Source organism: Nonomuraea angiospora (assembly GCF_014873145.1).
In the GTDB taxonomy this organism is placed as follows: Bacteria; Actinomycetota; Actinomycetes; order Streptosporangiales; family Streptosporangiaceae; genus Nonomuraea; species Nonomuraea angiospora.
On record NZ_JADBEK010000001.1, the window covers coordinates 12,425,956 to 12,448,005 of the forward strand.

Annotated in this window: 16 protein-coding genes; 6 read left to right on the forward strand and 10 right to left on the reverse strand. The window is 70.5% G+C overall.

Annotation, left to right across the window (positions count from 1 at the left end; all coding sequences use genetic code 11):
* Nucleotides 1-57 precede the first annotated feature (57 nt).
* Genes H4W80_RS57005 through H4W80_RS57030 form a run of 6 tightly spaced genes read right to left on the reverse strand, consistent with a single transcriptional unit; the run spans nt 58 to nt 8,241 of the window.
* Nucleotides 58-3,240, reverse strand: a complete 3,183-nt coding sequence (locus H4W80_RS57005; protein ID WP_192792658.1) for an amidohydrolase family protein — start codon at nt 3,238-3,240, stop codon at nt 58-60.
* On the reverse strand, nt 3,237-4,313 hold the full coding sequence (locus H4W80_RS57010) for a C45 family autoproteolytic acyltransferase/hydrolase (protein ID WP_192792659.1): 1,077 nt from the start codon (nt 4,311-4,313) through the stop codon (nt 3,237-3,239). The genes H4W80_RS57005 and H4W80_RS57010 overlap by 4 nt, the downstream gene beginning before the upstream one ends.
* Before the next feature lie 7 nt (nt 4,314-4,320).
* Complete coding sequence (locus H4W80_RS57015) at nt 4,321-5,184, reverse strand: ABC transporter ATP-binding protein (RefSeq protein ID WP_192792660.1); 864 nt, start codon at nt 5,182-5,184, stop codon at nt 4,321-4,323.
* Between the two features lie 5 nt (nt 5,185-5,189).
* Entirely contained in the window at nt 5,190-6,230 is a 1,041-nt protein-coding gene (locus H4W80_RS57020; protein WP_192792661.1) for a FecCD family ABC transporter permease, read from the reverse strand.
* Nucleotides 6,227-7,288 carry a FecCD family ABC transporter permease gene (locus H4W80_RS57025; RefSeq protein WP_192792662.1) on the reverse strand — a complete coding sequence of 354 codons (1,062 nt, stop codon included), beginning with the start codon at nt 7,286-7,288 and terminating at the stop codon, nt 6,227-6,229. The genes H4W80_RS57020 and H4W80_RS57025 overlap by 4 nt, the downstream gene beginning before the upstream one ends.
* Nucleotides 7,289-7,293: 5 nt before the next feature.
* Nucleotides 7,294-8,241, reverse strand: coding sequence for an ABC transporter substrate-binding protein (locus H4W80_RS57030; protein WP_192792663.1), 948 nt, complete (start codon nt 8,239-8,241; stop codon nt 7,294-7,296).
* A gap of 318 nt (nt 8,242-8,559) precedes the next feature.
* Between H4W80_RS57030 and H4W80_RS57035 the strand changes: the two genes are divergently transcribed.
* Complete coding sequence (locus tag H4W80_RS57035) at nt 8,560-9,765, forward strand: serine hydrolase domain-containing protein (RefSeq protein ID WP_192792664.1); 1,206 nt, start codon at nt 8,560-8,562, stop codon at nt 9,763-9,765.
* 13 nt (nt 9,766-9,778) lie between these two features.
* Here the strand turns inward: H4W80_RS57035 and H4W80_RS57040 are convergent, their stop codons facing one another.
* On the reverse strand, nt 9,779-10,795 hold the full coding sequence (locus H4W80_RS57040; RefSeq protein WP_192792665.1) for a LacI family DNA-binding transcriptional regulator: 1,017 nt from the start codon (nt 10,793-10,795) through the stop codon (nt 9,779-9,781).
* Between the two features lie 92 nt (nt 10,796-10,887).
* Here H4W80_RS57040 and H4W80_RS57045 point away from each other — a divergent pair, with 92 nt between their 5' ends.
* The 5 genes from H4W80_RS57045 to H4W80_RS57065 all read left to right on the forward strand — a co-directional run bounded on the left by H4W80_RS57045 (nt 10,888) and on the right by H4W80_RS57065 (nt 20,028).
* Nucleotides 10,888-12,018, forward strand: a complete 1,131-nt coding sequence (locus H4W80_RS57045) for a serine hydrolase domain-containing protein (protein WP_192792666.1) — start codon at nt 10,888-10,890, stop codon at nt 12,016-12,018.
* Nucleotides 12,019-12,058: 40 nt separating this feature from the next.
* A complete protein-coding gene (locus tag H4W80_RS57050) occupies nt 12,059-12,853 on the forward strand; it encodes a COG4280 domain-containing protein (protein WP_192792667.1) in 795 nt (264 codons plus the stop codon).
* Nucleotides 12,854-12,855: 2 nt separating this feature from the next.
* Complete coding sequence (locus H4W80_RS57055; RefSeq protein ID WP_192792668.1) at nt 12,856-13,068, forward strand: hypothetical protein; 213 nt, start codon at nt 12,856-12,858, stop codon at nt 13,066-13,068.
* Between the two features lie 435 nt (nt 13,069-13,503).
* Nucleotides 13,504-15,870: a S1 family peptidase gene (locus H4W80_RS57060; RefSeq protein WP_192792669.1), complete on the forward strand. Its 2,367-nt coding sequence runs from the start codon at nt 13,504-13,506 to the stop codon at nt 15,868-15,870.
* 66 nt (nt 15,871-15,936) lie between these two features.
* A complete protein-coding gene (locus H4W80_RS57065) occupies nt 15,937-20,028 on the forward strand; it encodes a DddA-like double-stranded DNA deaminase toxin (protein WP_192792670.1) in 4,092 nt (1,363 codons plus the stop codon).
* A gap of 150 nt (nt 20,029-20,178) precedes the next feature.
* On the opposite strand, the gene H4W80_RS57070 is transcribed toward H4W80_RS57065, so the two are convergent.
* From H4W80_RS57070 to H4W80_RS57080, 3 genes are read right to left on the reverse strand one after another with little or no spacing between them, the layout of a single operon-like run.
* Nucleotides 20,179-21,069: a 2-hydroxy-3-oxopropionate reductase gene (locus tag H4W80_RS57070; protein ID WP_318787657.1), complete on the reverse strand. Its 891-nt coding sequence runs from the start codon at nt 21,067-21,069 to the stop codon at nt 20,179-20,181.
* A complete protein-coding gene (locus H4W80_RS57075; RefSeq protein WP_192792672.1) occupies nt 21,060-21,353 on the reverse strand; it encodes a hypothetical protein in 294 nt (97 codons plus the stop codon). The genes H4W80_RS57070 and H4W80_RS57075 overlap by 10 nt, the downstream gene beginning before the upstream one ends.
* Nucleotides 21,350-22,036 carry a GntR family transcriptional regulator gene (locus H4W80_RS57080; protein ID WP_192792673.1) on the reverse strand — a complete coding sequence of 229 codons (687 nt, stop codon included), beginning with the start codon at nt 22,034-22,036 and terminating at the stop codon, nt 21,350-21,352. Before H4W80_RS57080 ends, H4W80_RS57075 begins: the two co-directional genes overlap by 4 nt.
* Between the last annotated feature and the right edge of the window lie 14 nt (nt 22,037-22,050).

Genomic DNA, 22,050 nt, shown 5'->3' on the forward strand with positions numbered 1-22,050 from the left:
ACGTTCAGGGCGAGCGGATGCCCGTCGCCGCCGACGTCGCCGAGCGAGCTTGAGAGCTCAGGTGCAGCAGCCGCCGCCCCACGCCTCGCACCAGTCGATGCCGTGGGTGTCGCGCAGCTCCCAGTAGAACCTGGTTCTAGGCCTTCGTCGCGGGGCCAGCTCGTCCAGCGAGTAGGCGTCGTGGAGCCGCCCGTTGACCATCGTCATCGCCACGGTGGTGGAGTTGCCGATGTCGTCGAGAGGGTTCTCGCGCAGCACGATCAGGTCGGCGAGCTTGCCTGCTTCGAGCGAGCCGATCTGGTGATCCACCCCGAGGCTCTCGGCCACGTTGATGGTCGCGGTCCGCAGCACCCGATGCGCCGGCATCCCACCCGCGGCCAGCAGGGCCATCTCCCAGTGCATGGCCAGCCCCGGGATCTCGCCGTGCGAACCGGCGTTGATCCGCACGCCCGCCTGGTCGAGCCGGTTGACCGAGCGGGAGACGGCCAGGACGCCGATGTCGTACAGCTCGTCGGCCACGTGGATCGTGGTCATGGCCCGCGCGTAGGGCGGCGCCTCGTACGGCGTGTTCAACGGGCTGTAGCCGCTCAGGCAGGCCTGGACATACGTGCGGACCCGGGGGTCCTTCCACACCTCGGTCCGCTGGTACATGTAGTTCTCGCCGAACAACTCGCCGAACGCGACCACCAGCGTGGGCGTGTTGGACACGCCGGACAGGGCCATGAGCCGCACCACGTCGTCGTAGAGGGTCGCGACGGGCAGGTTGTGCTCGAGGTTGGTGTGGCCGTCCAGGATCATGCTGATGTTGTTGTAGAAGTGCGTCTCGCCTTCTACGACGATGTTGACGCCATGTTCCCGGGCGGCCTTGACCAGCATCTGCCGGTGCCGGCGCGCGGGCTGCTTGTAGCTCTTGACGCTCAGCGCGCCCAGGGCCTTCTTCCTGCCCAGCACGCCCGCGGCGTCCGCGTAGGTCTCGATCGGGCTGTAGAGGTGGAAGACGTTCTGCGGACGGCCGTGGATGGCCGAGCCGGTGCCGATCCAGCGGGGACCGACCGTCAGCCCGGCCTGCGTGGTCTCCGTGCTCTCGAAGCTCGGCAGCTCGGAGGGGAACGGGTCGAAGTTCGTGGTCACGCCGAAGGCCAGCGCGGCGAACCTGGCCGCCTGCTTCTGCGGGGTCAGGCCGTTCTCCGAGCCGCCGTCGATGTGCCCGTGGGCGTCGATGAGCCCCGGCATCACCGTCATGCCCGAGCAGTCGATGACGGTGGCGTCCTCCGGCACGGTGACCTGCCCGACCGCGACGATGCGGTTGCCCCGTACGACGACCGTGCCCTGGCGGTGGACCTCCTCGCCGCGCATCGTGATCACGGTGCCGCCGACCAGCGCCACGCACCCGTCGGGCACGTCGGCGTCCACGGTGAGCTTCACCGGCGAGGGCCGCTCGATCAGTGACCAGTCGCCGGTCTCCCGCACGTGCAGCTCCGGCCCGACCGCCCAGTGCACGCTGCGGCCGTCGGCTGCCCAGGCCAGCGCGTAGCCTCCGTGCTCGGTGAGCCGGTGGCAGGGCAGCTCGCGGGTTTCCGCCGTGACGAGCAGCTCGTGGCCGGTCTCGCGGTACGGGATGACGTGGTACTGGTCGGCGTTCCGAAACGCCAGCCACCCGCGGTCCGGGCTCAGCCGCAGCTCGTAGGTGTCGGGGTCGGCCGCGCGGGCGTGCACCCTGCGGTCGCCGCCGCGCAGGTCCACGCTGAAGAGCACCTCGACAGGCATGTCGCCGGAGGAGTCCACGGCGGTGGCGTAGACCCGGGAGCCGTCCGGGCCGAAGGCCGGGGCGTCGTCGGCCGGGCCCAGGTAGCGGGGTTCGCCGCCGCCGCTGCTCACCACGTACAGGCCGGGGCGGGCGGAGGAGCCGCCGAGCTGCACGTCGTGCTCCTGCAACCGGTACGCGATCAGTGTCCCGTCGGGGCTGAAGGCGGGCTGGCGCAGCACCCCGGACGACGCGGTCACCTCGAGAGCCTGGTCCCAGCGGTCCCGCCGGCACACTCGCAGCGTGCTGCCGCGTTCGTCGTCCCACTCGACGTAGGCGAGCCGGCGGCCGTCGCGGCTGTAGGCGGGCTCGACGGCGTGCAGCGTGTGGTCGCCGACGGGGACGACGGCGTCCTTGCCCCGGGTGGTGTGCCAGAGCCGGCCCAGCGCGGTGAAGGCCACGTCCTGCCCGCCGGGCGCGACGGCCAGGTGCCGCACCGCGCGCGCCACCACCTTGTCCGGCGCCAGGTCGTGCCGGACGCGGACCGGCTCGGTGACCGTGTGGCGGCACTCGGCGGTGAACGGGATCGGCGCGTGCTCGCCGCTGTCCATGTCGATCCGCCGCAGGCCGCCACCCGCCCAGATGGCGACATGGCGGCTGTCGGGGAACCAGGAGAACCTCGGGTAGTAGTTGCCCTGGAGCTCCCAGACCGCCTGATTGTCGCGGTCGAGGCCGTCGAAGACCGGGCGCTGCCTGCCGTCGCCGGTCAGGTCCAGGCAGAACAGCACGGTCTTGGCCATGACGCGGCGGATGAACGCGAGCCGCCTGCCGTCGGGGGAGAGGGCCGCCCGGATGGCGCCGCCGAAGCCGCCGACGACCGTGTCGGTGTGCCCGTCCTCCAGCCTGCGCCGCCGGATGGAGTAGGTGGCGTGGTTGGCGTCCACGTAGATCTTGGGGTTGACCAGGCGCTCGGTGTAGTAGAGCCAGGCGCCGTCCGGCGAGAGCGCGGGTTCCAGCACGTCGCGCCCGCTCGGCGGCACGTCCACGAGGAGCCGGCCCTGTCCGGGGCCCTCGAAGAGGCGGATCTGGGAGGAGAAGAGCTTGCGGTGCGCGCGGAAGATGGCCGGCGCGATCACGCTGCGCCCGTCCGGGCCCCAGATGGGGTCGGTCAGGAGCATGTCGGTGTCCCGCGTGAGCCGGCGCGGGTTCGAGCCGTCGATGCCGCAGACCCACAGGTTGTCGAACCCGTCGGCGTCGCTGAGGTAGAGGATCTCCGTCCCGTCCGGGCTGACGGACGGCATCCGGTGCATCGCCGGGCCGCCCAGCAGCAGGGTGGCCGTGCCGCCGCCGGCGGGAACGGAGTAGAGGTCGCCGAGCAGGTCGAAGACGATCGTCGTTCCGTCGGGGGTGACGGAGACGCTCATCCAGGTGCCCTCGGAGGTGGTGAACGAGATCTCCCGCGAGGGCTGTCCGGTCGCGGCGATGTCCCAGGTCATACGGCGACCTCCGTCCAGCCGTCCGCGGTGACCGCGCATGGGCCGCCCTCCTGCAGGACCAGGGTGCGGCGATCGAGGTCGAAGCTGATGAGCATCTTCGTCTCCCACCGGTCGGTCTCGGGAGCGCCGGGCCGGGGGTGCGCGCAGACCGGCGCGCCGTCCTCCCAGTGGTGGATGAGCCCCTTCGCCCATTCGGTACGGCTCTGCGCGGTCATGACGGACCTGCGCTCGCGCAGCACCTCCATGCGGGGCAGGGTGTCGTCGCCGATGGCCGCCAGCCGGTCGCCCCTGGCGAGGCCCGGGTCGAGGAAGTGGTTGGTGTGCAGCAGGAATCCCTCCTCGGGCGGGAGCACCACGACCTCCTCGGGCGAGGCCTCGATGACGGCGCCGTCCGCGCTTCGCCCGTCCCAGGTGAGCACCGTGAACGAGGCCGAGGCCGTGAGCGGGGCCGAGCGGACGATGTCCACGGCGTCCTGTACGGATCGCGCGGTGTCGAGCACCTGCCTGGCGACCGCGTGGATGGGCACACCTTCCCGCGTGCCGTCGGAGGTGTGGCAGAGCAGCGTGAACAGCAGCCCGAGCCCGGAGCTGTTGATGCCGGCCTTGCCGAGCACGCCGTTCTCGGCGAACGTGGCGACCGTCAGGTCCGCGGGCGAGGTGTGCTTCAGCACGGTGAAGTTGCCGACCGAGGGGATCCAGTCCCAGGTCTGCAACGCCCTGGGCGGCTCGCCCGGGGGCAGCCAGGCCGCCGCCGTGCACTCCTTGAGCCCGGCGATGGAGCCCCTGACCAGGATCTCGGTCCGGCAGTTGAGCGCCGCGACCTCCCACAGCTCCAGGCCCGTGCCCTGGGCCACGCCCTCCAGCTCGGTGGCGAGCCCGGGGGACCAGGCGCGCAGGTGCTCGTAGCCCTGCTCGGCGATGCGGCGCACGGTGTGCCGGTCGAGCTTGGCCGCGTCGAAGAGCCAGGCGTAGTCCTTGGCCGTGCCGTGGATCTGGGCCCGCCAGCGTTCCCCGATGCCGCGGCCGCGAGTGAGCGGGTCGCGTTCGTCCGAGAAGTGGTAGTTGATGGACATCGGCGCCTCAGAACCGCAGGTGGCGGCCGATGGGCACGACCATCGGGGTCTGCGAGACCGGGTCGGGGATCACCTTCGACTTCAGCCCGAAGACCGCCTCCACCAGCTCCTCGGTGACGATCGCGCCGGGCTCGCCCTGGGCCACGATCTCCCCCTTGCGCATGGCGATCAGGTGGTGGGCGTAGCGGCAGGCGAGGTTGAGATCGTGCAGTACGACGGCGATGGTCCGTCCCTCCTCGCGGTTGAGCTGTACCAGCAGGTCCAGCACGTCGACCTGGTGTTGTACGTCGAGATACGTCGTGGGTTCGTCGAGCATGAGGATGCCGGTCTCCTGGGCCAGGGCCATCGCGATCCAGACGCGCTGGCGTTGCCCGCCGGACAGCTCGTCCACGGACCGGCCCGCGATCTCGGCGGTGCCGGTGGCCTGCAGCGCCCAGGCGACGACCCGCTCGTCCTCGTCGGTCCACTGCCTGAACCACTTCTGGTGCGGGTAGCGGCCCCGGCACACCAGGTCGGCCACCGTGATCCCCTCGGGTGCGGTGGGCGTCTGCGGCAGGATGCCGATCTTGGTCGCGAGCTGCTTGGACGGCATCTCGTGGATCGCCTTGCCGTCGAGCGTCACGACGCCGCCGCGCGGCTTGAGCAGCCGGGCCAGCGCCCGCAACGTCGTGGACTTGCCGCAGGCGTTCGCGCCCACGAGGACGGTGATCTTGCCGGGTGGGATGTCGATGTCCAGGCCGCTGACGATGTCGGCACCGTCGTAGCCGAGCCTGAGCCGGCGGCCGCACAACTGCTGCTCCCGCTCCGGCGGTCCGGCGGGGGAGTCCAGGGTCACCGCGTGCGGCAGGTCGTCCGCTCGGAAGGATGGCATCGCCGTCAATCTCCTTGTCCTGAGCTGTTCGTGGTGGCCAGCAGCCAGAGCAGGTACGGGGCGCCGGCGATGCCGGTGATGATTCCGACGGAGACCTCGGTGCTGGCCAGCGCCGTACGGCCGACCAGGTCGGCCACGCACACCAGGACGGACCCGGTCAGAGCGGCCAGCAGCAGCGCGGGCCCCGGTGACCTGGCCAGCCGCCGGGCCACCGGAGCGGAGACGAACGCCACGAAGGCCACCGGCCCGGCCGCGCCGATCCCGGCGCCGGCCAGCGCCACCCCCGCGACCAGCAGGAGCAGCCTGGCCCGCTGGACGGGCACGCCGACGGCTGTCGCGGAATCGTCGCCGAGCTCCAGCACGTTGAGCTGCTTGCCGAGGGCCAGCGTGACCGGGATCAGCACCAGCAGCATCAGCACGACCGGTTCGATGTTCTCCCAGCCCCGCCCGTTGAGGCTGCCGCTCAGCCAGAGCGCGGCGGAGGCCGCGTCGTGCGTGTGGGCGCGGGTCCAGAAGAACTGCGTCAGCGCGGTGGCGACCGCCCCGACGCCGATGCCGATCAGGACCAGGCGGTAGCTCGACAGCCCGCGCCGGTAGGCGAAGCCGTAGATGAGGGCGGCGGTGAGCAGCGCGCCGATCGTCGCGGCGAGGGAGAGCGGCAGGCCGCTCAGCCCCAGCAGGGTGAGCCCCATCACCGCGGCCAGGCTGCCGCCCGCGGTGATGCCGAGGACGTCCGGGCTGGCCAGCGGGTTGCGCGCGAGCGACTGGAAGACCGCGCCGGACATGCCGAACGCGGCCCCGACCAGCACGGCGAGCAGCGCCCTCGGTAGGCGCAGCGACTGGATCACGAACACCTCGCCGCGCTCGCCCGACCCGAACGCCGCGGGCAGCACGCGCAGGAGCGAGATCGTGAAGTCGCCGACGGACAGGCTCAGGCAGAACGCCAGCAAGGCGGCCAGCGCCAGGCCGATGGTGACCGCGCGCTTGCGCCCGGCCACGCGGGCGCGCGTACGCGACACGTGGAGGAGGACGTCGTAGGTCGTCATAGGGAGGCCAGATTCTTGCGGCGGACGAGGGCGATGAACACCGGCGCGCCGAGCAGCGCGGTCACGATGCCGACCTGCAGCTCGGCCGGCGCCGCCACGAGCCGGCCGACCACGTCGGCGGCCAGCAGCAGCACGGGGGCCAGCACCGCGCTGTAGGGCAGGATCCAGCGGTAGTCGGGGCCGACGATCGCGCGGGCGATGTGCGGCACGGTCAGGCCGATGAAGACGATCGGCCCGGCCGCGGCGGTGGCGGCGCCCGCCAGGATCATGACCGCGACGCCGCAGACGATCCGAGCGCGGGTCACGTTCTCGCCGAGAGAGCGGGCCACGTCGTCGCCGAGCGCGAGCGTGTTGAGCACCCGGCCGCTGACCAGCGCCAGGACGGCTCCCACGGCGACGAAGGGCCACACCTGTGCGGCGATGTCGGCGCCGCGGCCCGCCAGCGATCCGGTGGACCAGGCCCGGTAGGCGTCCATGGTCCTGACGTCCAGGAGCTGGACGAGCGTGGTGAAGGAGGCCAGCAGGGCCGTGACCGCCGTGCCCGCCAGCGCGAGCTTGACGGGCGTGGCGCCGTCCCTGCCGATGCTGGAGATCAGGTACACGACCACCACCGCGACGCCGGCGCCGAAGAAGGCGAACCACACGTAGCCGAGCAGGGTCGTGACGCCGAAGAACTGCACGCCGGTCAGCACCGCGAGCGCGGCGCCCGCGTTGACGCCGAGGATGCCGGGCTCGGCGAGCGGGTTGCGGGACACGCCCTGCATCACGGCCCCGGCCAGCCCGAGCGCCAGCCCGGTGAGCAGTCCGATGGCCGTGCGCGGGAGGCGCAGGGAGCGGATGACGGTCTGCGCCTCGTCCGCGGGGTCGAAGCGCAGGAGCGCGTCGAACACCGACGACGCCGGCAGATGCCGGGAACCGAGCACCAGGCCGGCCAGGGCGACCGCGGCCAGCACCGCGATCGCGACGACCAGCCCGGCGGGGCGGCCCAGCCCGGTGACCAGGCCCTTGCGGGGCGCCGCCTGGCTCTGCCGGAAGGAGGTCCGTACGGTGGCGGCCATGCGGGCTACACGCTCCCCGAGCGCTTGAGCACGGCGGTGAGATCCTGGATCTGCTTGGTGTAGTCGGCGTAGTTGAGCGAGACCCGCACCCAGCTGCCGACCTGGCCCGCCTGCACGGCCTTCATGGCGTTCCAGGTCGGATACTTCTTCAGCGCCTCGTTGCCGAGGGTGTAGCCGCGGGCGTCCACCAGGACGACGCTCGGCTGGTACTTGGCGGCGTTCTCCCAGCTGACCGCCTCGTAGTAGGAGCTGACGAGCTTGCCCTTGGGAGTCATCACGTTGACCCCCCAGTCCTTAAGGTCGAGCAAGTCGGGGAACAGGTCGGGCACGGCGAAGTAGACCTGCTCCTGCGCCGGGGTCACGGCCAGCACGGTGAGGTTCGAGCGCTCCTTGGCGGTGCTCTTCAGCTCGTCGACCGCGCTCTGCCACGTGGTGCGGGCCTGCGCGATCGCGCCTGCGTCGACGTCCGCGCCCAGGGCCTTGGCCAGCTCGGAGAAGCGCTGGATGACGTGCGAGGACGGCTTGGTCGAGTCGACGGCCAGGATCGGGGCGATGGCCTTGGCGTCGTTCTGCATCTTCTCGGTCTGGAAGCCGTACACGCCGCCGGGGAACAGCACCCCGTCGCCCGTGTAGAAGGTCGAGACGATGACGTCCGGCCTGAGCGCCGCCAGCTTCTCCATCTTGACCTCGCCGAAGACCTCGCCGATCGACTCGACGCCGCTCAGGTCGAGCCCCTTGAGCATGGGATTGCCGGCGAAGGGCGCGCCGCCGAAGATGCCCACCGGTTTGATGCCGAGGTGCATCAGGGCGTTGGCGGCGTCCTCCTGGGCGACGACCCGGATGTCCTTCTTGTCGAGCCGAACCGTTTCGGCACGGTCGTCGGTGAAAGAGAACGAACCTGCCGCCGCGGATGCCTCCCTTGCCGGCTCGGGCTGTGACCCGCAACCGGTCACGACAAGCAACGCTGCGGTAACCAGAGCGATAAGACGAGGGCGAATGCTGAAACTGTCAGGCGATGTGGGGGGCGCGCTCATGTTGTTCCTCTCTCGGCGCCTGTCCGGTGCTCTCTCAGCCCGTTGACGTGCAGCGCTGGCGGCCGAAGCGTTCTATGCCTGAACGTTTCGGCACATACAACCACCGGCCATTGGCAGTGTCAACGGTCAATCAGGAAGCGAAGTCGCCGAGCTGATGACGGGCTGTCCGGAGACTGTTGCGTCTTTCGGGGGAGATGCCTATGGTTGCCGAAACGTTTCGGCATATGCGAGGCACGTGTGACGATCCACCTCCCCCCACGGACGGTCACGGACCGGCCCACGCTGGCCAACTGGCTGCGGGCGCCGTACAACCGCTGGTCGTTCCAGCACGTCAGAGAGATCACACCGACCGCGGCCATCGCGCGCGGCACGGGGCCCGTCATGGAGCTGCCGGAGGCGCCCCTGCCGCTCGGCGAGCGCGAGGTGACCTACACCTCGCATCCCGACGACGGCGGCGCGACCGGCTCGGAGCCGCTGGCCCGGCTGCTCGAGCGCACCTACACCGACGGTTTCCTGGTGCTGCACCGGGGCCGGCGGGTCTTCGAGCACTACGACAACGGCATGACCCCGGCGACGGTGCACCTGTGCATGTCGATCTCGAAGTCCATCACCGCCACGGCGGTCGGGCGCGCGGTCGCGGACGGGACACTGAGCCCCGAGGACCTCGTGGGCGACCTCGTCCCCGAACTGGCCGGCACCGGCTTCGCGGACGCGACCGTGCGCCACCTGCTCGACATGCGCACGGGCACCGCGCCGATGACGGCCGGGCAGGCCAGGACCGACATGGAGGCGACGCTGTGGGCGCCCATGTCGCGCCCGGGCGTGAACACCGACCTGACCTCGTACTTCGCCGAATGGCAGAACGACCGGCCACACGGCGGCGACTTCCAGTACCGCTCGGCGCTGACCTGCGTGCTGGCCCGGGTGGCCGAGCACGTGACCGGCACCCGGCTGCCCGAGCTGGTCTCGCGCGAGGTCTGGCAGCGGATCGGCGCGGAGCGCGAGGCCGAGATCTGCGTGGACGGCCACCGCAACGCTCTGGCGGACGTCGGGGTCTCGTGTACGTTGCGGGACCTGGCCCGCTTCGGGGAGGCCATGCGGCGCAACGGCTCCGTGGACGGCGTCGAGGTCGTCCCGCGCGCCTGGGTGGCGGACACGCTGGTCCCGGACGCTGACCAGCGGCCGGCGTTCGTCCGGCACGGCGCCCGCTACCTGCCCGGTCCCGGCGCCTACTACCGCAATCAGTGGTGGGTCGTCGAGTCCGGCCCGCAGGGCGCGATCTACATGGCGCTGGGCATCCACGGGCAACTGCTGCTGGTGCACGAACCGGCCGAGGTGGTCGTCGCGAAGTTCTCGACCTGGCCGCAGGGCTGGTCCACGCTGCTCGCCGAGGACACCATCAGCGCCTGCGTGTCCCTGGCCGCGTCGCTGGCGGACGGATGAGCGGGCGCGGCGCTCAGCGCCTGGTGGTCGATTCGCGTACCCGCAGCGCGGTCTCGATGACGACCGGGCCCGCGGCCTTCTCCCCGCTCACCCGCCTGGCCAGCAGGTCCACTGCCGCCCTGGCCATCTCCACGGGCCGCAGGTCCACGGCCGTGATGGCGGGCGAGGAGCCCTGCAGTATCTGCCCGTCCATGCCTCCGGCCAGCAGGATGTCGCCGGGCACCGAACGTCCGGACTCGACGATCGCGTCGAGCGCGCCGAGCGGGGTGCCGTACGGGATGGCGAAGATGGCGTCCGGCGGGTTCTTGAGGCGCAGCAGGCTGCGCACGCCCGCCGCCGCGGTCGCCCTGGGCCGCTCCACGTCGATCAGGCGCACCTGCGACTTGACGCCGTGCTCGGCGCACCAGCGCGCGTACGCCGCGGAGGTGTCCTCGAACCACGCCCACGGCGCGTCGGCCGTCACCAGCGCGATGCGCTCGGCGCCCTGGGCGGCGAGATGGTCGAGGACCTGCACGGTGCTGCCGGCGTTGTCGGTCTCCACCCACCAGCCGTCGGTGCGCTGGATGTCGCGGTCGATGGTCACCGCGGGCACGCCCGCGTTGTTGAGCACGGTGAGCGCCTGGTCGCCCTCGCGCGGATCGGCGATGATCACGCCGTCGACGTCGAGCCGGGCGAGATCCCTGACGTCCGTGGGCCGCGGGGCAACCAGGAGCTGCCGGTCGGAGTCGACGGTGGCCGCGGCGCAGGCGGCCACCAGTGCCATGTCGTACTCGGCGTTCACCAGCCACTCGCCCACGCCCACGTGGCCCACCGGCAGGCACATGGCGAACACGCCCGTGCGGCCCGAGCGCAGGGCGCGGGCCGAGCGCCGGGGACGCCACCCGACCTGCGAGACGGCGGTCAGCACCCGTTCGCGGGTCGCGGGATCCACCCGTCCCTTGCTGTTGACGACGTCGGAGACCGTCGTCATGGACACCCCCGCCTGGATCGCCACATCACGGATCGTGGGGCGGGCTCGCTTCGTGGCCATGCAGGGACTCCGTCTGTGTCGGGGGCCGCGCAGCGGCGAGGACAGGCCATTTGTAGCCGTGCCGAAAGGTTTCGTCAAAGGAGGAGAGAGCGGTGCCTGCTGAAGCGGTGACGTTGGAGAACTGGATGCGACCGCCGTACAACGTCGTGGGGTATCAGCGCATCAGGGAGCTGATACCCACCGCGGTCATCTCCCGAGGTGAGGGGCCCGCGTTCGACCTCGAAGGGGGCGGGAGCAGCCTGCTTCTCAGGGGCTTGGCCGACCGGACCCACACCGACGCCCTGGTCGTCCTGCACCGCGGCCGGGTGATCCACGAGCAGTACGAGAACGGCATGGGGCCCGGCACGCGGCATCTGTGCATGTCGGTCTCCAAGTCCATCACTGCCACGGCCGTCGGCTCGGTGATCGCCTCGGGGGCGCTGTCGCCCGATGACGAGGTCTGCGCGATCGTGCCGGAGTTCCGCGGCACCGGGCTGGAGGGGGCCACCGTCCGCCATGTGCTGGACATGCGTACGGGGACACGCGAGGACATCACCACCCTGGAGCTCCAGCGCGCCTACTACTCCACCTGCCTATGGGCTCCTCCGGCGAGCTTCCCCGAGTCACCGGGGGAGGAGGACTCGCGCAGCCACCTGTGGCGGCTGACCCAGGTGCGCCCGCACGGCGGCGACTTCGAGTACCGCTCGACCCTGACGTGCGTGCTGGCGATCCTGGCCGAGCGCGCGACGGGACTCCGGCTCCCCGAACTGGTCTCCCAGCACCTCTGGCAGCGGCTCGGCGCCGAGCACGACGCCGAGATCACGGTCGACCGCAACGGCAACGCGCTGGCGGACATCGGGATCTGCTGCACGGCACGCGACCTCGCCAGGCTCGGCGAGGTGCTGCGGCGGGGCGGCCGGCGCCCGGACGGGGCGCGGGTGGTGCCGGAGCCCTGGGTGGCCGACACCCTGAGCCCCGACGCCGGTCAGCCGGCGGCCTTCACCAGGCACGGCTCGGCGTACCTGGACCTGCCCGGCGCCTACTACCGCAACCAGTGGTGGGTCGCCGACAAGGGCGGGATCTACCTGGCGCTCGGCATCCACGGCCAGCTGCTCTTCGTGCACGAGAAGGCCGAGGTGGTCATCGCCAAGTTCTCCTCCTGGCCGGAGCCGTGGATCGAGGACCTGGCGCGGACGACTGTCGAGTTCTGCATGGACATATCAGCGGATATATGCGCAAACTAACGACTGTTACGTTTCTAACGCAACGGAAGGATGTGGGCCGATGAACGCGGCCGCATGGGGTCTTGGCGCGGCGGTGCTGCTGGCCTCGATCGTGGAGATGGTCGAAGCGCTCACGATCGTCATGGCGATGGGCATGACGCGGAGCTGGCGATCGACGCTCATGGGCGTGGCGGCGGCCCTCGTGGCCCTGACCGCCTTCACCGCCGCCGCCGGCTACGCCCTGGCGACCTGGCTGCCGGAGGCGGCGCTGCAGCTCGCGATCGGCGGCCTGCTGCTGATCTTCGGCCTGCAGTGGCTGCGCAAGGCGATCCTGAGATCGTCGGGGCGCAAGGCCATGCACGACGAGGACCAGATCTACGCCGAGGAGGTGGCCGCCGCCAGGAACGCGGGCGAGGTCAGCGCCAAGGGGCTCGACTGGTTCTCGTTCATGATCAGCTTCAAGGGCGTCTTCCTCGAAGGCGTCGAGGTCGTCTTCATCGTGATCACCTTCGGCCTGAGCGCCGGCAACCTGCCGGTGGCGATCGCGGCGGCCGTGGTCGGTGTGCTCCTCGTGCTCGTCGTGGGCATCGCCGTCAGGGGACCGCTGTCGAAGGTGCCGGAGAACACCCTCAAGTACGGCGTCGGGCTGCTGCTGGCCGGCTTCGGCACGTACTGGTCGGTCGAGGGGCTCGGCATCTTCACCGCGAGCCGCGAGAGCCTGGAGTGGCCGGGCGCCGACCTGGCGATCCTGGTGCTCATCGCCGCCTGGTACGGGCTGTCGCGCCTGATGGTCCGCGCGCTCAGACGGCCGTCGCCGGCTCAGGCCGGGGCTGTTTCCACCACGTCAGGGAGCTAGACATGGGGTTCATCCGAGGGTTCGGACAGTTCTGGTACGACCTGATCGTCGGCGACGACTGGAAGATCGCCGTCGCCGTCGTTGTCACGCTGGCGCTCGGCACGGTGGCGCTGCTGGGGTTCGCCGTGCCGACGGTGGTCCTCACGCCGGTGGTCGGTGTGGGCCTGATGGCGGCCTTCGCCATCGCGTTGCGGATCGACACACGCGACCGCTAGATCTCTCATGTCCCGTCGCCCCGACAGCGATCGGACCGCCAGGCTCGCCACCGCCTGGCGGTCCGCCGCCACGTCTCGCCGGGCTGCCGCAACAGCATCCGCCGCGCCCGCTTCTACAAGTGGCAGCGCCACTACCGGGACGGGGGGCGCCACGCCGCGTGTCCGTGCGGCTGGAGTAACCCCGCTGAGTGCGAACGCCCCGTCCGCCTCCGGGGCGGCGCCCGATGCCGATCGACCGCGTGCCCAGCGAGCCGACCAGGCTGCGGGCCGCGGTCTGGCGCAAGCTGTATGGATCGCCCACCTCCCGCTATCCGTGGTTGTCTTCCCCGTCCTGCGCATCAACACCGGGAGGCCAGAGAAGCGATTGGGCAAATGTCCGGCTTATGTCCGGGTAGCGCCCTGGTCGGCCGATGGTGTGATCTTCACAATCGTGCCGTGAACCTCCAGCGGATCATTCGGTCCTTACACATCACGGCCCTCTCCCTCCTGATGGTCGCCTCCTCAGCGGTGCTCTGGGCGGGGGCGACGCCGGCCCAGGCCGTCACGGGAGCCGGCCCGGTGGCCGACGGCACGTACGGTTTCGTAGCGAAGGTGAACGTCGGCGAGACGCATAGCTGCACCGGAGCCCTCGTCAGCCCGCAATGGGTGATCACCGCCACCAGTTGTTTCGCCTCCCCAGGGCAGTCCGTCACGAGCGGAGCGCCGAAGACGGCGACGACGGTGACGGTCGGCAGGACGGACCTGTCCGGTTCGGGCGGGCGGGTGCTGCCCGTGGAATGGATCCACCCGCACAGCGACCGGGACGTCGTGCTGGTCAAGCTGGCGCTGCGGGCCGTCGGCATCACGCCTGCCCTGGTCGGCTCCACCGTTCCTGCCGCGGGGGACGCGCTGCAGGTCGTGGGCTATGGACGAACGGCTGGGCAGTGGGCGCCCAACCGGGTGCATGCCGCGCCGATCGTGGCGGGGGCCGTGGCCGCCGGCTCGTTCGGCTGGACCGGAGCGAACGGCAGTGACGTGAGCGCCTGTCAAGGCGACGCGGGCGCGCCGGTGCTGCGCACGAGCGGGGACCGCACGGAGCTCGTCGGGCTCAGCTCCGGCGCGGGCCAGGGAGGCTGCCTGGGCGCCGCCGGCGACGGGGCGCGCGGGGGCGACGCGGCGCGGCTGGACGACCTGGCGAGCTGGATCCGCACGGTCGCGATCGAGCCCACCACGTCCTTCGCACAGTACGGCGGCAGCGTGACCGGTATCGGCGGCTATGACCTGAAGGACAACCGTGATCAGGCGGTGGCCTTCGATTACGACCATTCGGGAAAGCTGGATCACCTGCTGCTCTACCGCCCGGGCTCGCAGATCGTCTTCATCGTCAAGCGGAGGACGGACGGCACCTACGCCCCGGTCTTCTCCTCGACCACTGGTATCGGTGGCTATGACCTGAAGGACAATCGGGACCGCATCATCGCCTTTGACTACAAGGGTTCGGGAAAACTGGACCATCTGCTGCTCTACCGTCCGGGCGGGCATACGGCCTGGATTCTCGAGCACGGCGCGGGCAACACCTTCAAAGCCGTCTTCAACAGCTCGGCAGGCATCGGCGAATATGACCTGCAGGGCGCCGAGGACCAGATCATCGCCTACGACTACCAGCATTCGGGGAAGCTGGACCATCTGCTGTTGTACCGGCCGGGGACCGGTATGGCCCGCATTCTCCGGCACAACGGTAATGCCACGTTCACGACGGTCTTCGCCACGGCCGACGGTGGGATCGGCGGATACAACCTGAAGGATGTCAAGGACCGGATCATCGCCTTCGACTACACGGGTTCGGGGAAGCCGGATCACCTGGTGCTCTACCGTCCGGGCGGGCAGACGGCCTGGGTCCTCGAGCACGGTGCGGGGAGCACGTTCAGGGCCGTCTTCAACAGCTCGGCCGGCATCGGAGGTTATGACCTGAAGAGCACGGCGGATCAGATCATCGCCTACGACTACGAGCACACGGGCAGGCTGGATCATCTGCTGCTCTACCGTCCGGGCGGAAAGACGGCCTGGATCCTTCGGCACGGTGCGGGCAATTCGTTCGCGGCTGTGTTCCACAGTTCGACCGGCATCGGCGGTTACGACCTGGAGCTGGCGAAGGACCGCATCATCGCCTTCGATCTCACGAGCACGGGCGGGCAGAGCCATCTGTTCGCCTACCGTCCGGGTGACCAGATCGCCTATTTCGCGGGACGGGCTCTTCCTCCTGTACGGGTGGTTCCGGTCACCGTGACGCCCGTCATCGGCCCGGACTCCATCGTGGAGAGGTTCGCCTACCCCGCGCACTTCCCGCACGAATACGCGGGCACCTCCGGTCAGACCGATTGGGGTACGGAAAAGGCCGAGGAGAAGAACTTCGAGCTGATCTCCGGGAACGGCGGGATCATCTGGGTCTCGTGCAGCTCGTCCCCGGAGAACGGGGTCGGCGTGCTCAAGGTGTTCCCGGGCCTGCTGAACGGCGACACCGAGGTCGGCGAGCCGCACCTCGGCGTGACGGCGGTCTGCTTCAAGGTCCTCGGCTCCGGCGGATGGGTGAAGCTCCGGATCCCGAACGTCTTCGAGGTGCAGGGAGACAGCCGCTCGCCGGGCGCCGGCCACGACGTGGACGCGACAGTCGTCAACGTGGAGACCGGGACGGAGCGGACCAAGCGCGTCGAGCGGGACGAGAGCGAGCAGTTCGGACGTACGGATGTCACGTGTGACGAGAGTGACCCGGACTATCCCGAGAACTGCAGGGAGACCCTCCTGGAACTGCGGGTCGTCGGCTGAGTACGAGACGGCCGGTCGGGCGCATGAGCTCCGGCCGGCCGTTCCGCCCATTCATTGACCACATCGATGGAAATGGTGGAAGTGAATACGATTCGAGCGTTATGTGGTGGTGGCAGGACGGCAGGGGTCATCGGCACCGTGCTCTCGCTGCTTCTCGCAGGCAGCCCCATCACCGAGGCAAAAGCGGCGGCGAACCCGCCCCCGGCACCGGTGTGCGAACGTCAGGTGGTTCTGGAAGCGTGGGTGACGGGCGGCGTGAATGTGCGTCCGGCCGCCGAGAGGGCGCTGCTCGGGGACAGAGCGGCGGTCTGTGCCCTGCTCGCCGAGCTTCCCCGGCTCGTGGCGCAGGACGATCGTGAGCAGGTCGGCCGCATCAAGTCCCGGGGCGAGCCTGAGGTGGCCGCCGCTGCCAATGCCGCCCTGCTCTCGGACGACCCCGGCGCCGTGGCGAAGTTTCTCGACGGTGGCTGGGAGACCGCCCGGGAGATCGACCTGCGCGCCAGCGTGAACAAGATGAAGGCGGCCGGCGGACCGGAGGTCAAGGCCGCCGCGAACGCGGTGCTGCGCAACGGGTCCCGTGCGGACCTGGGGAAGTTCATCGACTCCGGCTGGCGGGTGCCGTACCGGATCGACCTGCGCGTGGTCGTCAACCGGGCGATGTCCGAAGGGGGCCCGCAGGTGCAGGCCGCGGCGAACCGGGCACTCCAGGACGGCAGCCTGGAGATGCTGGAGCGTTTCGCCCAGATCGACTGGGGTGTGGCCCAGGCCCGGGACAACGAGAACCAGACCTTGAACGATCTCCGGGCGAGCGCCACCGAGGCGACCCGCCGCGCGGCGTTCGAGACGATCTCCGCGGTCGCGCAGGCCGACCGTGCGAAAGCCGAGGCCGCGGCGGCCAAGAGCGACGCGGAAGAGGCGCAACGCCTCGCCTCGCTGGCCGGGCAGGAGTCGGCGGAGGCCAAGCGTCAGGCCCAACGCGCTGCTGAGGCCGCCGACCGTGCCGCGGCCGCGTCCCGGGTCGCCGTACAGGCCGCGCGGACAGCGGCGACGGCCGCGCGCGCAGCCTCAGGGGCCGCCGCACGCGCGGCGACCGCGGCGGCGCGGGCGCACACGAAGTCGGACGAGGCGTGGGCGGCCGCGACGGCGGCGGAGCTGGACGCGGCAGCCGCTGCCAAAGCGGAGCAGTACAACCGGGACATGCAGCGGATCGGCCCGGAGATCACCGCGTTGATCTCGCCCATCAATCAGATCATCATCGTGACCGAGCAGGCGCGCGCCGCGGTCGCCGCCGCCGATTCGGCCAGGGCGAACACCGAGGCCGCCGGACGCGCGGCCGAGGCCGCCGGGCGTTATGCGGGGCAGGCCAGCGCCGAGGCCCGGAACGCGTTCGCAGCGGCCGCGCGGGCGAAAGCGAGCGCGGACCAGGCGAGGCGCGCCACCGAGGAGACGGTACGTCAGGCCGACATCGCCAAGGACGCGGCCGGAAAGGCGCGCGACGCGGCGACGCGCGCCGTGACCTACGCGGAGCAGTCGGCGAGCGCCGCGGCGAGCGCTGCCCAGCACGCGGGCAGCGCCGTCAACGCGGCCGAGCTGGCGACGCAGCACGCGAACAACGCCTACCGCGCGGCGGAGGACGCGTTGCAGGCGGCTGAGACGGCCCAGATCGTTTACAAAGCGGCGCGTGAGGCGGACGCCGAACGACTCCAGAAGGAGCTGGAACTTGAGCTGTCCTTCGCCCGGTACATCAGCCAGAAGGCCGCCGAGGCCCGTTTGGGGGAGGCTCGCGGCTTCGATGTGCCAATGGGCCAGTACCACACCCCGCAGATCGACGCGCTGATCGCCGAGGTCGCCAACGCGCCGGAGACCGAGGCCGCGTCGGCGGCCCTCAAGGCGCGGGAGGTGGCCCGCTACTTCGCGACCGTGCCCGGCACGTGGACCAGTTCGGCGGCCATGAAGGCTCTCGGCGAGGACGATGACCTCCTTGTCATCGGGTTCGTCAAGAGCGGACTCGCGTCCGCCGAAGAGCAGGACGACCGCACGACGCTGACCGGCCTCATGATCACCGGCAGCGCGGCCATGAGAGCAGCCGCTCAGGACGCTCTCGACAGCGGATGGTCCGACGTCATCGAGTTCCTCAAGGACCCGGACTACCCCGAGCGAGCCGCCGAGAACCGGGAGGAGGTCAACGGCATCCTTGCTGACGCCCGCAGCACCGGCGACACCCACATCGAGGAAGCGGCGAACGTCGCCCTGCGTTCGGACGACCCCGACGCCCTCAAGAAGTTCCTCGACAAGGAGCACAACACCGCTTACGCGATCGACGTCCGGGCGAAGGTCGGCGCGATCGCCGGGGACGACTCTCACGGGACCGAGGTGCGCAACGGCGCCCAAATCGCGCTGGCCGGCACGACGGCGATGCAGGTCGAATTCCTGGAGGTGGAGCGGCACCGTGCGGCCCAGCGCGACTACGCGACCGCGACGCACAACTACATCGCCAGTTCCTTGATGATCGAGACCTCGCAGATCGCGCAGCAGGCCGTCGACTTCGCGCGCACCGCGCAGGCTGCGGCGGCGGAGGCCCGCGGTGCGGCGGAGGAGGCCATCGGTTACGCGAACGACGCCGGCAAGGCGGCCGAGGAGGCGAAGAAGTTCGCGACCGATGCCGTCGCCCACGCCCGCGACGCCGCCGCGTCCGCGGAACGGGCAGCGGCGGCCGTCCGCACCGCCGCCGCAGCGACCAAGCAGGCCCAGCAGTCGGCCAGATCGGCGTCCCTCTCGGCCCGCTGGGCCCGCGCCTCGGCCGTCTCGGCGGCAAAGGACGCGGCCAGCGCCTACGCCGCCTATGACACCGCGTACGCCGCGCAGATCGCGGCCGGCGAGAGCGCGTCCGTGGCGGCTCGCATCGCCGCGGAAGTGTTCGAGACCTATCGGCTGGAGGCCGAGGGACATCTGCGCGAGCTCAAGCGGGAATTGAAAGAGCACTGCGAGAACGCACCCGAACTCGGCAATCCTGGATACCACGACTGCGACGCACGCGCCGAAGAGATCCTGAACGACCCCAAGGGGCCGCTCCACGATCCGGACGGCTTCGCCAAGGACAACGTCGAGCACTGCAAGAGGCAGTTTGTCGGCAAAGCCCAGGACGCCTGCATGTCCATCGTCCTGAGCCCGATATTCTCCTTCGCGGCAAGGGAAATCGGCAACCGGGAGACCGACGCTCAGCGCCTCGCCGAAGAGTACATAGCCCTGACCGGCATGGACCTGATCAACGCCGCCTCCCAGTACGGCTTGGTCGGCGATTGCAAGAACGCCCTCAAGGGCGGTGTCGCGGATGCGGCGCAGTCGTTCACGGACTGCATCACTGGAGCCCTGGAACTGTCCGAAGATCCCGACTGGGACGAGTACGCGTCCCAGTGGAGGGGGACCTTCGTGGCGTCGCACGTCCCGGAGGAACTCCGGTTCGGCGAGTACAACTCGATCTGGGGAACGATGTACCTGCTCGCGCGCCAATCTGATCTGTCCATCCTCTGGGCGACCCGCGAGACCGAGCTGGCAACGTCGATACTGCGCACTGTTCCGATCGGATGCGTCCAGGAAGGCGGGCACTGCCCGTTCGAGGACGCGGCGCAGCAGCTCAAGGACGTGAGCGAGACCATCAAACGGCTCAACAACCAGGGCTACATCGTGGACGCGTCCGGGCGGGTGCTCGATGCGAACGGCCTGCCGATCGCGACCCTGCCACCGGTCACCGATCTGGAGAAGTGGGCCAACTACACCGTCGAGAGCGGTCTGCACGACGACCTCGCGGCCCTCGAACAACGTCTCAGCCTGCTGTACACGCAGCAGTTCGGCCTGCCCATGGCGCCCCCGGCCTGGCACCTCGAGACGCAGCTCGCCTACCGTGTCGCCACGCGGGAGGTGGCGCTGAAGGAGAACACGCTGCGGCTCGTCATGAACAACCGCGGCGGCGTCTGCGACGCGGTGCCGATCAGCGGCACTGGGCCCGATGCGCAGCGTCAGATCGTGGCCGGGTGTGTCCAGGCCATCAAACTGCTGCTGCCGGCCGGCACCACCATGATCATCTACTATCCGGATCCGGACAATCCGGCGGAACTGCTGGAGGTCACCGTGCGTGGGGTCGGCCGCTGGCTGGACTGATCCTGCGGGATGCGTACGGATGGAGGCGCGGTCGTCGAGGGACGCCGCGCCTTCATCCTGCGGCTCCTTCGCCTGGCCGCTCACCCCACACGCGCGAGCTTTGACGCCCTACAGCCGGCGCCGTTCCAAACAAGATCAACTCGGCAGGCCCTAAGGACGGGTCTGACCCGACAGTCGCTGCACGCCGCGTAGCAGCGCGGAGTGGTCGAGGGCGCCGTCGCCCGAGGCGTTCGCTGCCGCGACGAGCTGGGCGACCAGCGCCCCCAGCGGCAGTACGACGCCGGCCTCGCGGGCGGCCGAGGTGACGATGCCCATGTCCTTGTGGTGCAGGGCGATGCGGAACCCCGGTTCGAAGGAGTCGTGCAGCATCTTGTCGCGCTTCTGCGTCAGCACGGCGGAGCCGGCCAGCCCGCCGCCGAGCACCTCCAGAGCCGCCTCCAGGTCCACGCCGTACGCCCGCAGGAACACCACCGCCTCGGCCAACGCCTCGATGTTGGCGGCGACGATGAGCTGGTTGGCGGCCTTGACCGTCTGGCCGGAGCCGCTCGGGCCGACGTGCACGACCGTCTTGCCGACCGCTTCGAAGACGGGCCTGGCCGCCTCGAAGTCGGCGCTCTCTCCGCCCACCATGATCGACAGGGCGGCGTTCCTGGCGCCGGCCTCGCCGCCGGAGACGGGCGCGTCGAGGTAGCGCAGGCCGCGCCGGGCCGCCTCGTCGGCCAGCTCACGGGTGACGTCGGGGCGGATCGTGGAGAAATCGATGATCAGAGTGCCGGGAGCGGCGCCCGCGAACACGCCGTCCTGTCCGGTCAGCACCTCGCGCACGTCGGGCGAGTCGGGCAGCATGAGCGCGACCACCTCGGCGCCGCGCACCGCGTCGGCGACAGACGCGGCCGCCCGCCCACCGGCTTCGACCAGGGGTTTGGTCTTCTCCGGCGAGCGGTTGTAGCCGGCCACATCATGCCCGGCCTTGACCAGGTGGACGGCCATGGGGCTGCCCATGATGCCGAGTCCGATGAAGGCGATGGTGCTCACGTTGATCCTCCCGCGCGTTGCTCGCGTGGTAGCCGGCCGAAGGCGTCGGGGCCCTCGGAACGATATTCGAGACCGACGTGGCCGCGGTATCCGGCGGCGCGCACGTCGTCGCCGTTGACAGCCAGGTGGTGGAAGTCGGCGACCAGGCCCGCGTTGGGCGCCTGGCCGAGCCGGTCGAGCACGGCCACCGTGTCGTCGGCGGTCGGCAGCGGGTAGCGAGGCGCGCCGCTGACGGGTTCGAGCAGCACGGTGCCGTCGACGCCGCGCGCGCACGCCATCAGTTTCGTCACTCGGGAGCCTCTTCCGATCGTTCGCGACGGAGCTGGCCGAGCAGGCGCTCCTGAGCCTGGTCGAGGTGGTGGGCCAGGCAGCGCTCAGCGCGCTCGGGGTCGCCGTCGCCGATGGCCTTCAGGATGTCGTCGTGCTCGTGCACCACGTTCATCGGGTGGGTGGTGCGGTGGGCCTGGAACTGGCCCATCGTCAGGTGCACCTCACCCAGGATCACCTCGTGCATCCGCGACAGCCGGCGGCTGCCGACGGCGGCGACCAGCGCGGAGTGGAAGGCGATGTCGGCCTCGACCTGGCTGGCGAACTCCATGTCGCCGGCCGCGGCCTTCATCGCCGCCTGCGCGCGCACGGCCGTGGACGGCACGGTGGCCGAGCGGGCCAGCGCCGCGACGGCTGCCCGCTCGACGGTCTCGCGGCTGAAGTACAGGTCGCGGATCTCCTCCTCGTCAAGTCTGGGGACCACGGCGGTCTTGTGAGTGGTGCGGCGCAGCAACCCGAGAGTGGTCAGCCGCTCCAGGCACGCCTTGGCGGTCGGGCGCGCGACGTTGTATTCGCCGGCGATGCGGATCTCGGTGAGCTTCTCCCCCGGGGCGATCTCGCCGTTGACGATGCGCCTTCTGACCGACTCATAGAGCGCATCCGTCAGAGACGACGGGCCGAGAGAGAAGTCGGTCTGACCGTCCACGAAACTCCTCCCAG

What these genes read in the sequence shown, in the direction of transcription:
- H4W80_RS57010 (WP_192792659.1), bottom strand. Translation starts at nt 4,313, where the DNA reads ATGTCCATCAACTACCACTTCTCGGACGAACGCGACCCGCTCACTCGC.
- H4W80_RS57050 (WP_192792667.1), top strand. Translation starts at nt 12,059, where the DNA reads ATGAACGCGGCCGCATGGGGTCTTGGCGCGGCGGTGCTGCTGGCCTCG.
- H4W80_RS57025 (WP_192792662.1), bottom strand. Translation starts at nt 7,288, where the DNA reads ATGGCCGCCACCGTACGGACCTCCTTCCGGCAGAGCCAGGCGGCGCCC.
- H4W80_RS57005 (WP_192792658.1), bottom strand. Translation starts at nt 3,240, where the DNA reads ATGACCTGGGACATCGCCGCGACCGGACAGCCCTCGCGGGAGATCTCG.
- H4W80_RS57040 (WP_192792665.1), bottom strand. Translation starts at nt 10,795, where the DNA reads ATGGCCACGAAGCGAGCCCGCCCCACGATCCGTGATGTGGCGATCCAG.
- H4W80_RS57055 (WP_192792668.1), top strand. Translation starts at nt 12,856, where the DNA reads ATGGGGTTCATCCGAGGGTTCGGACAGTTCTGGTACGACCTGATCGTC.
- H4W80_RS57065 (WP_192792670.1), top strand. Translation starts at nt 15,937, where the DNA reads ATGGAAATGGTGGAAGTGAATACGATTCGAGCGTTATGTGGTGGTGGC.
- H4W80_RS57015 (WP_192792660.1), bottom strand. Translation starts at nt 5,184, where the DNA reads ATGCCATCCTTCCGAGCGGACGACCTGCCGCACGCGGTGACCCTGGAC.
- H4W80_RS57020 (WP_192792661.1), bottom strand. Translation starts at nt 6,230, where the DNA reads ATGACGACCTACGACGTCCTCCTCCACGTGTCGCGTACGCGCGCCCGC.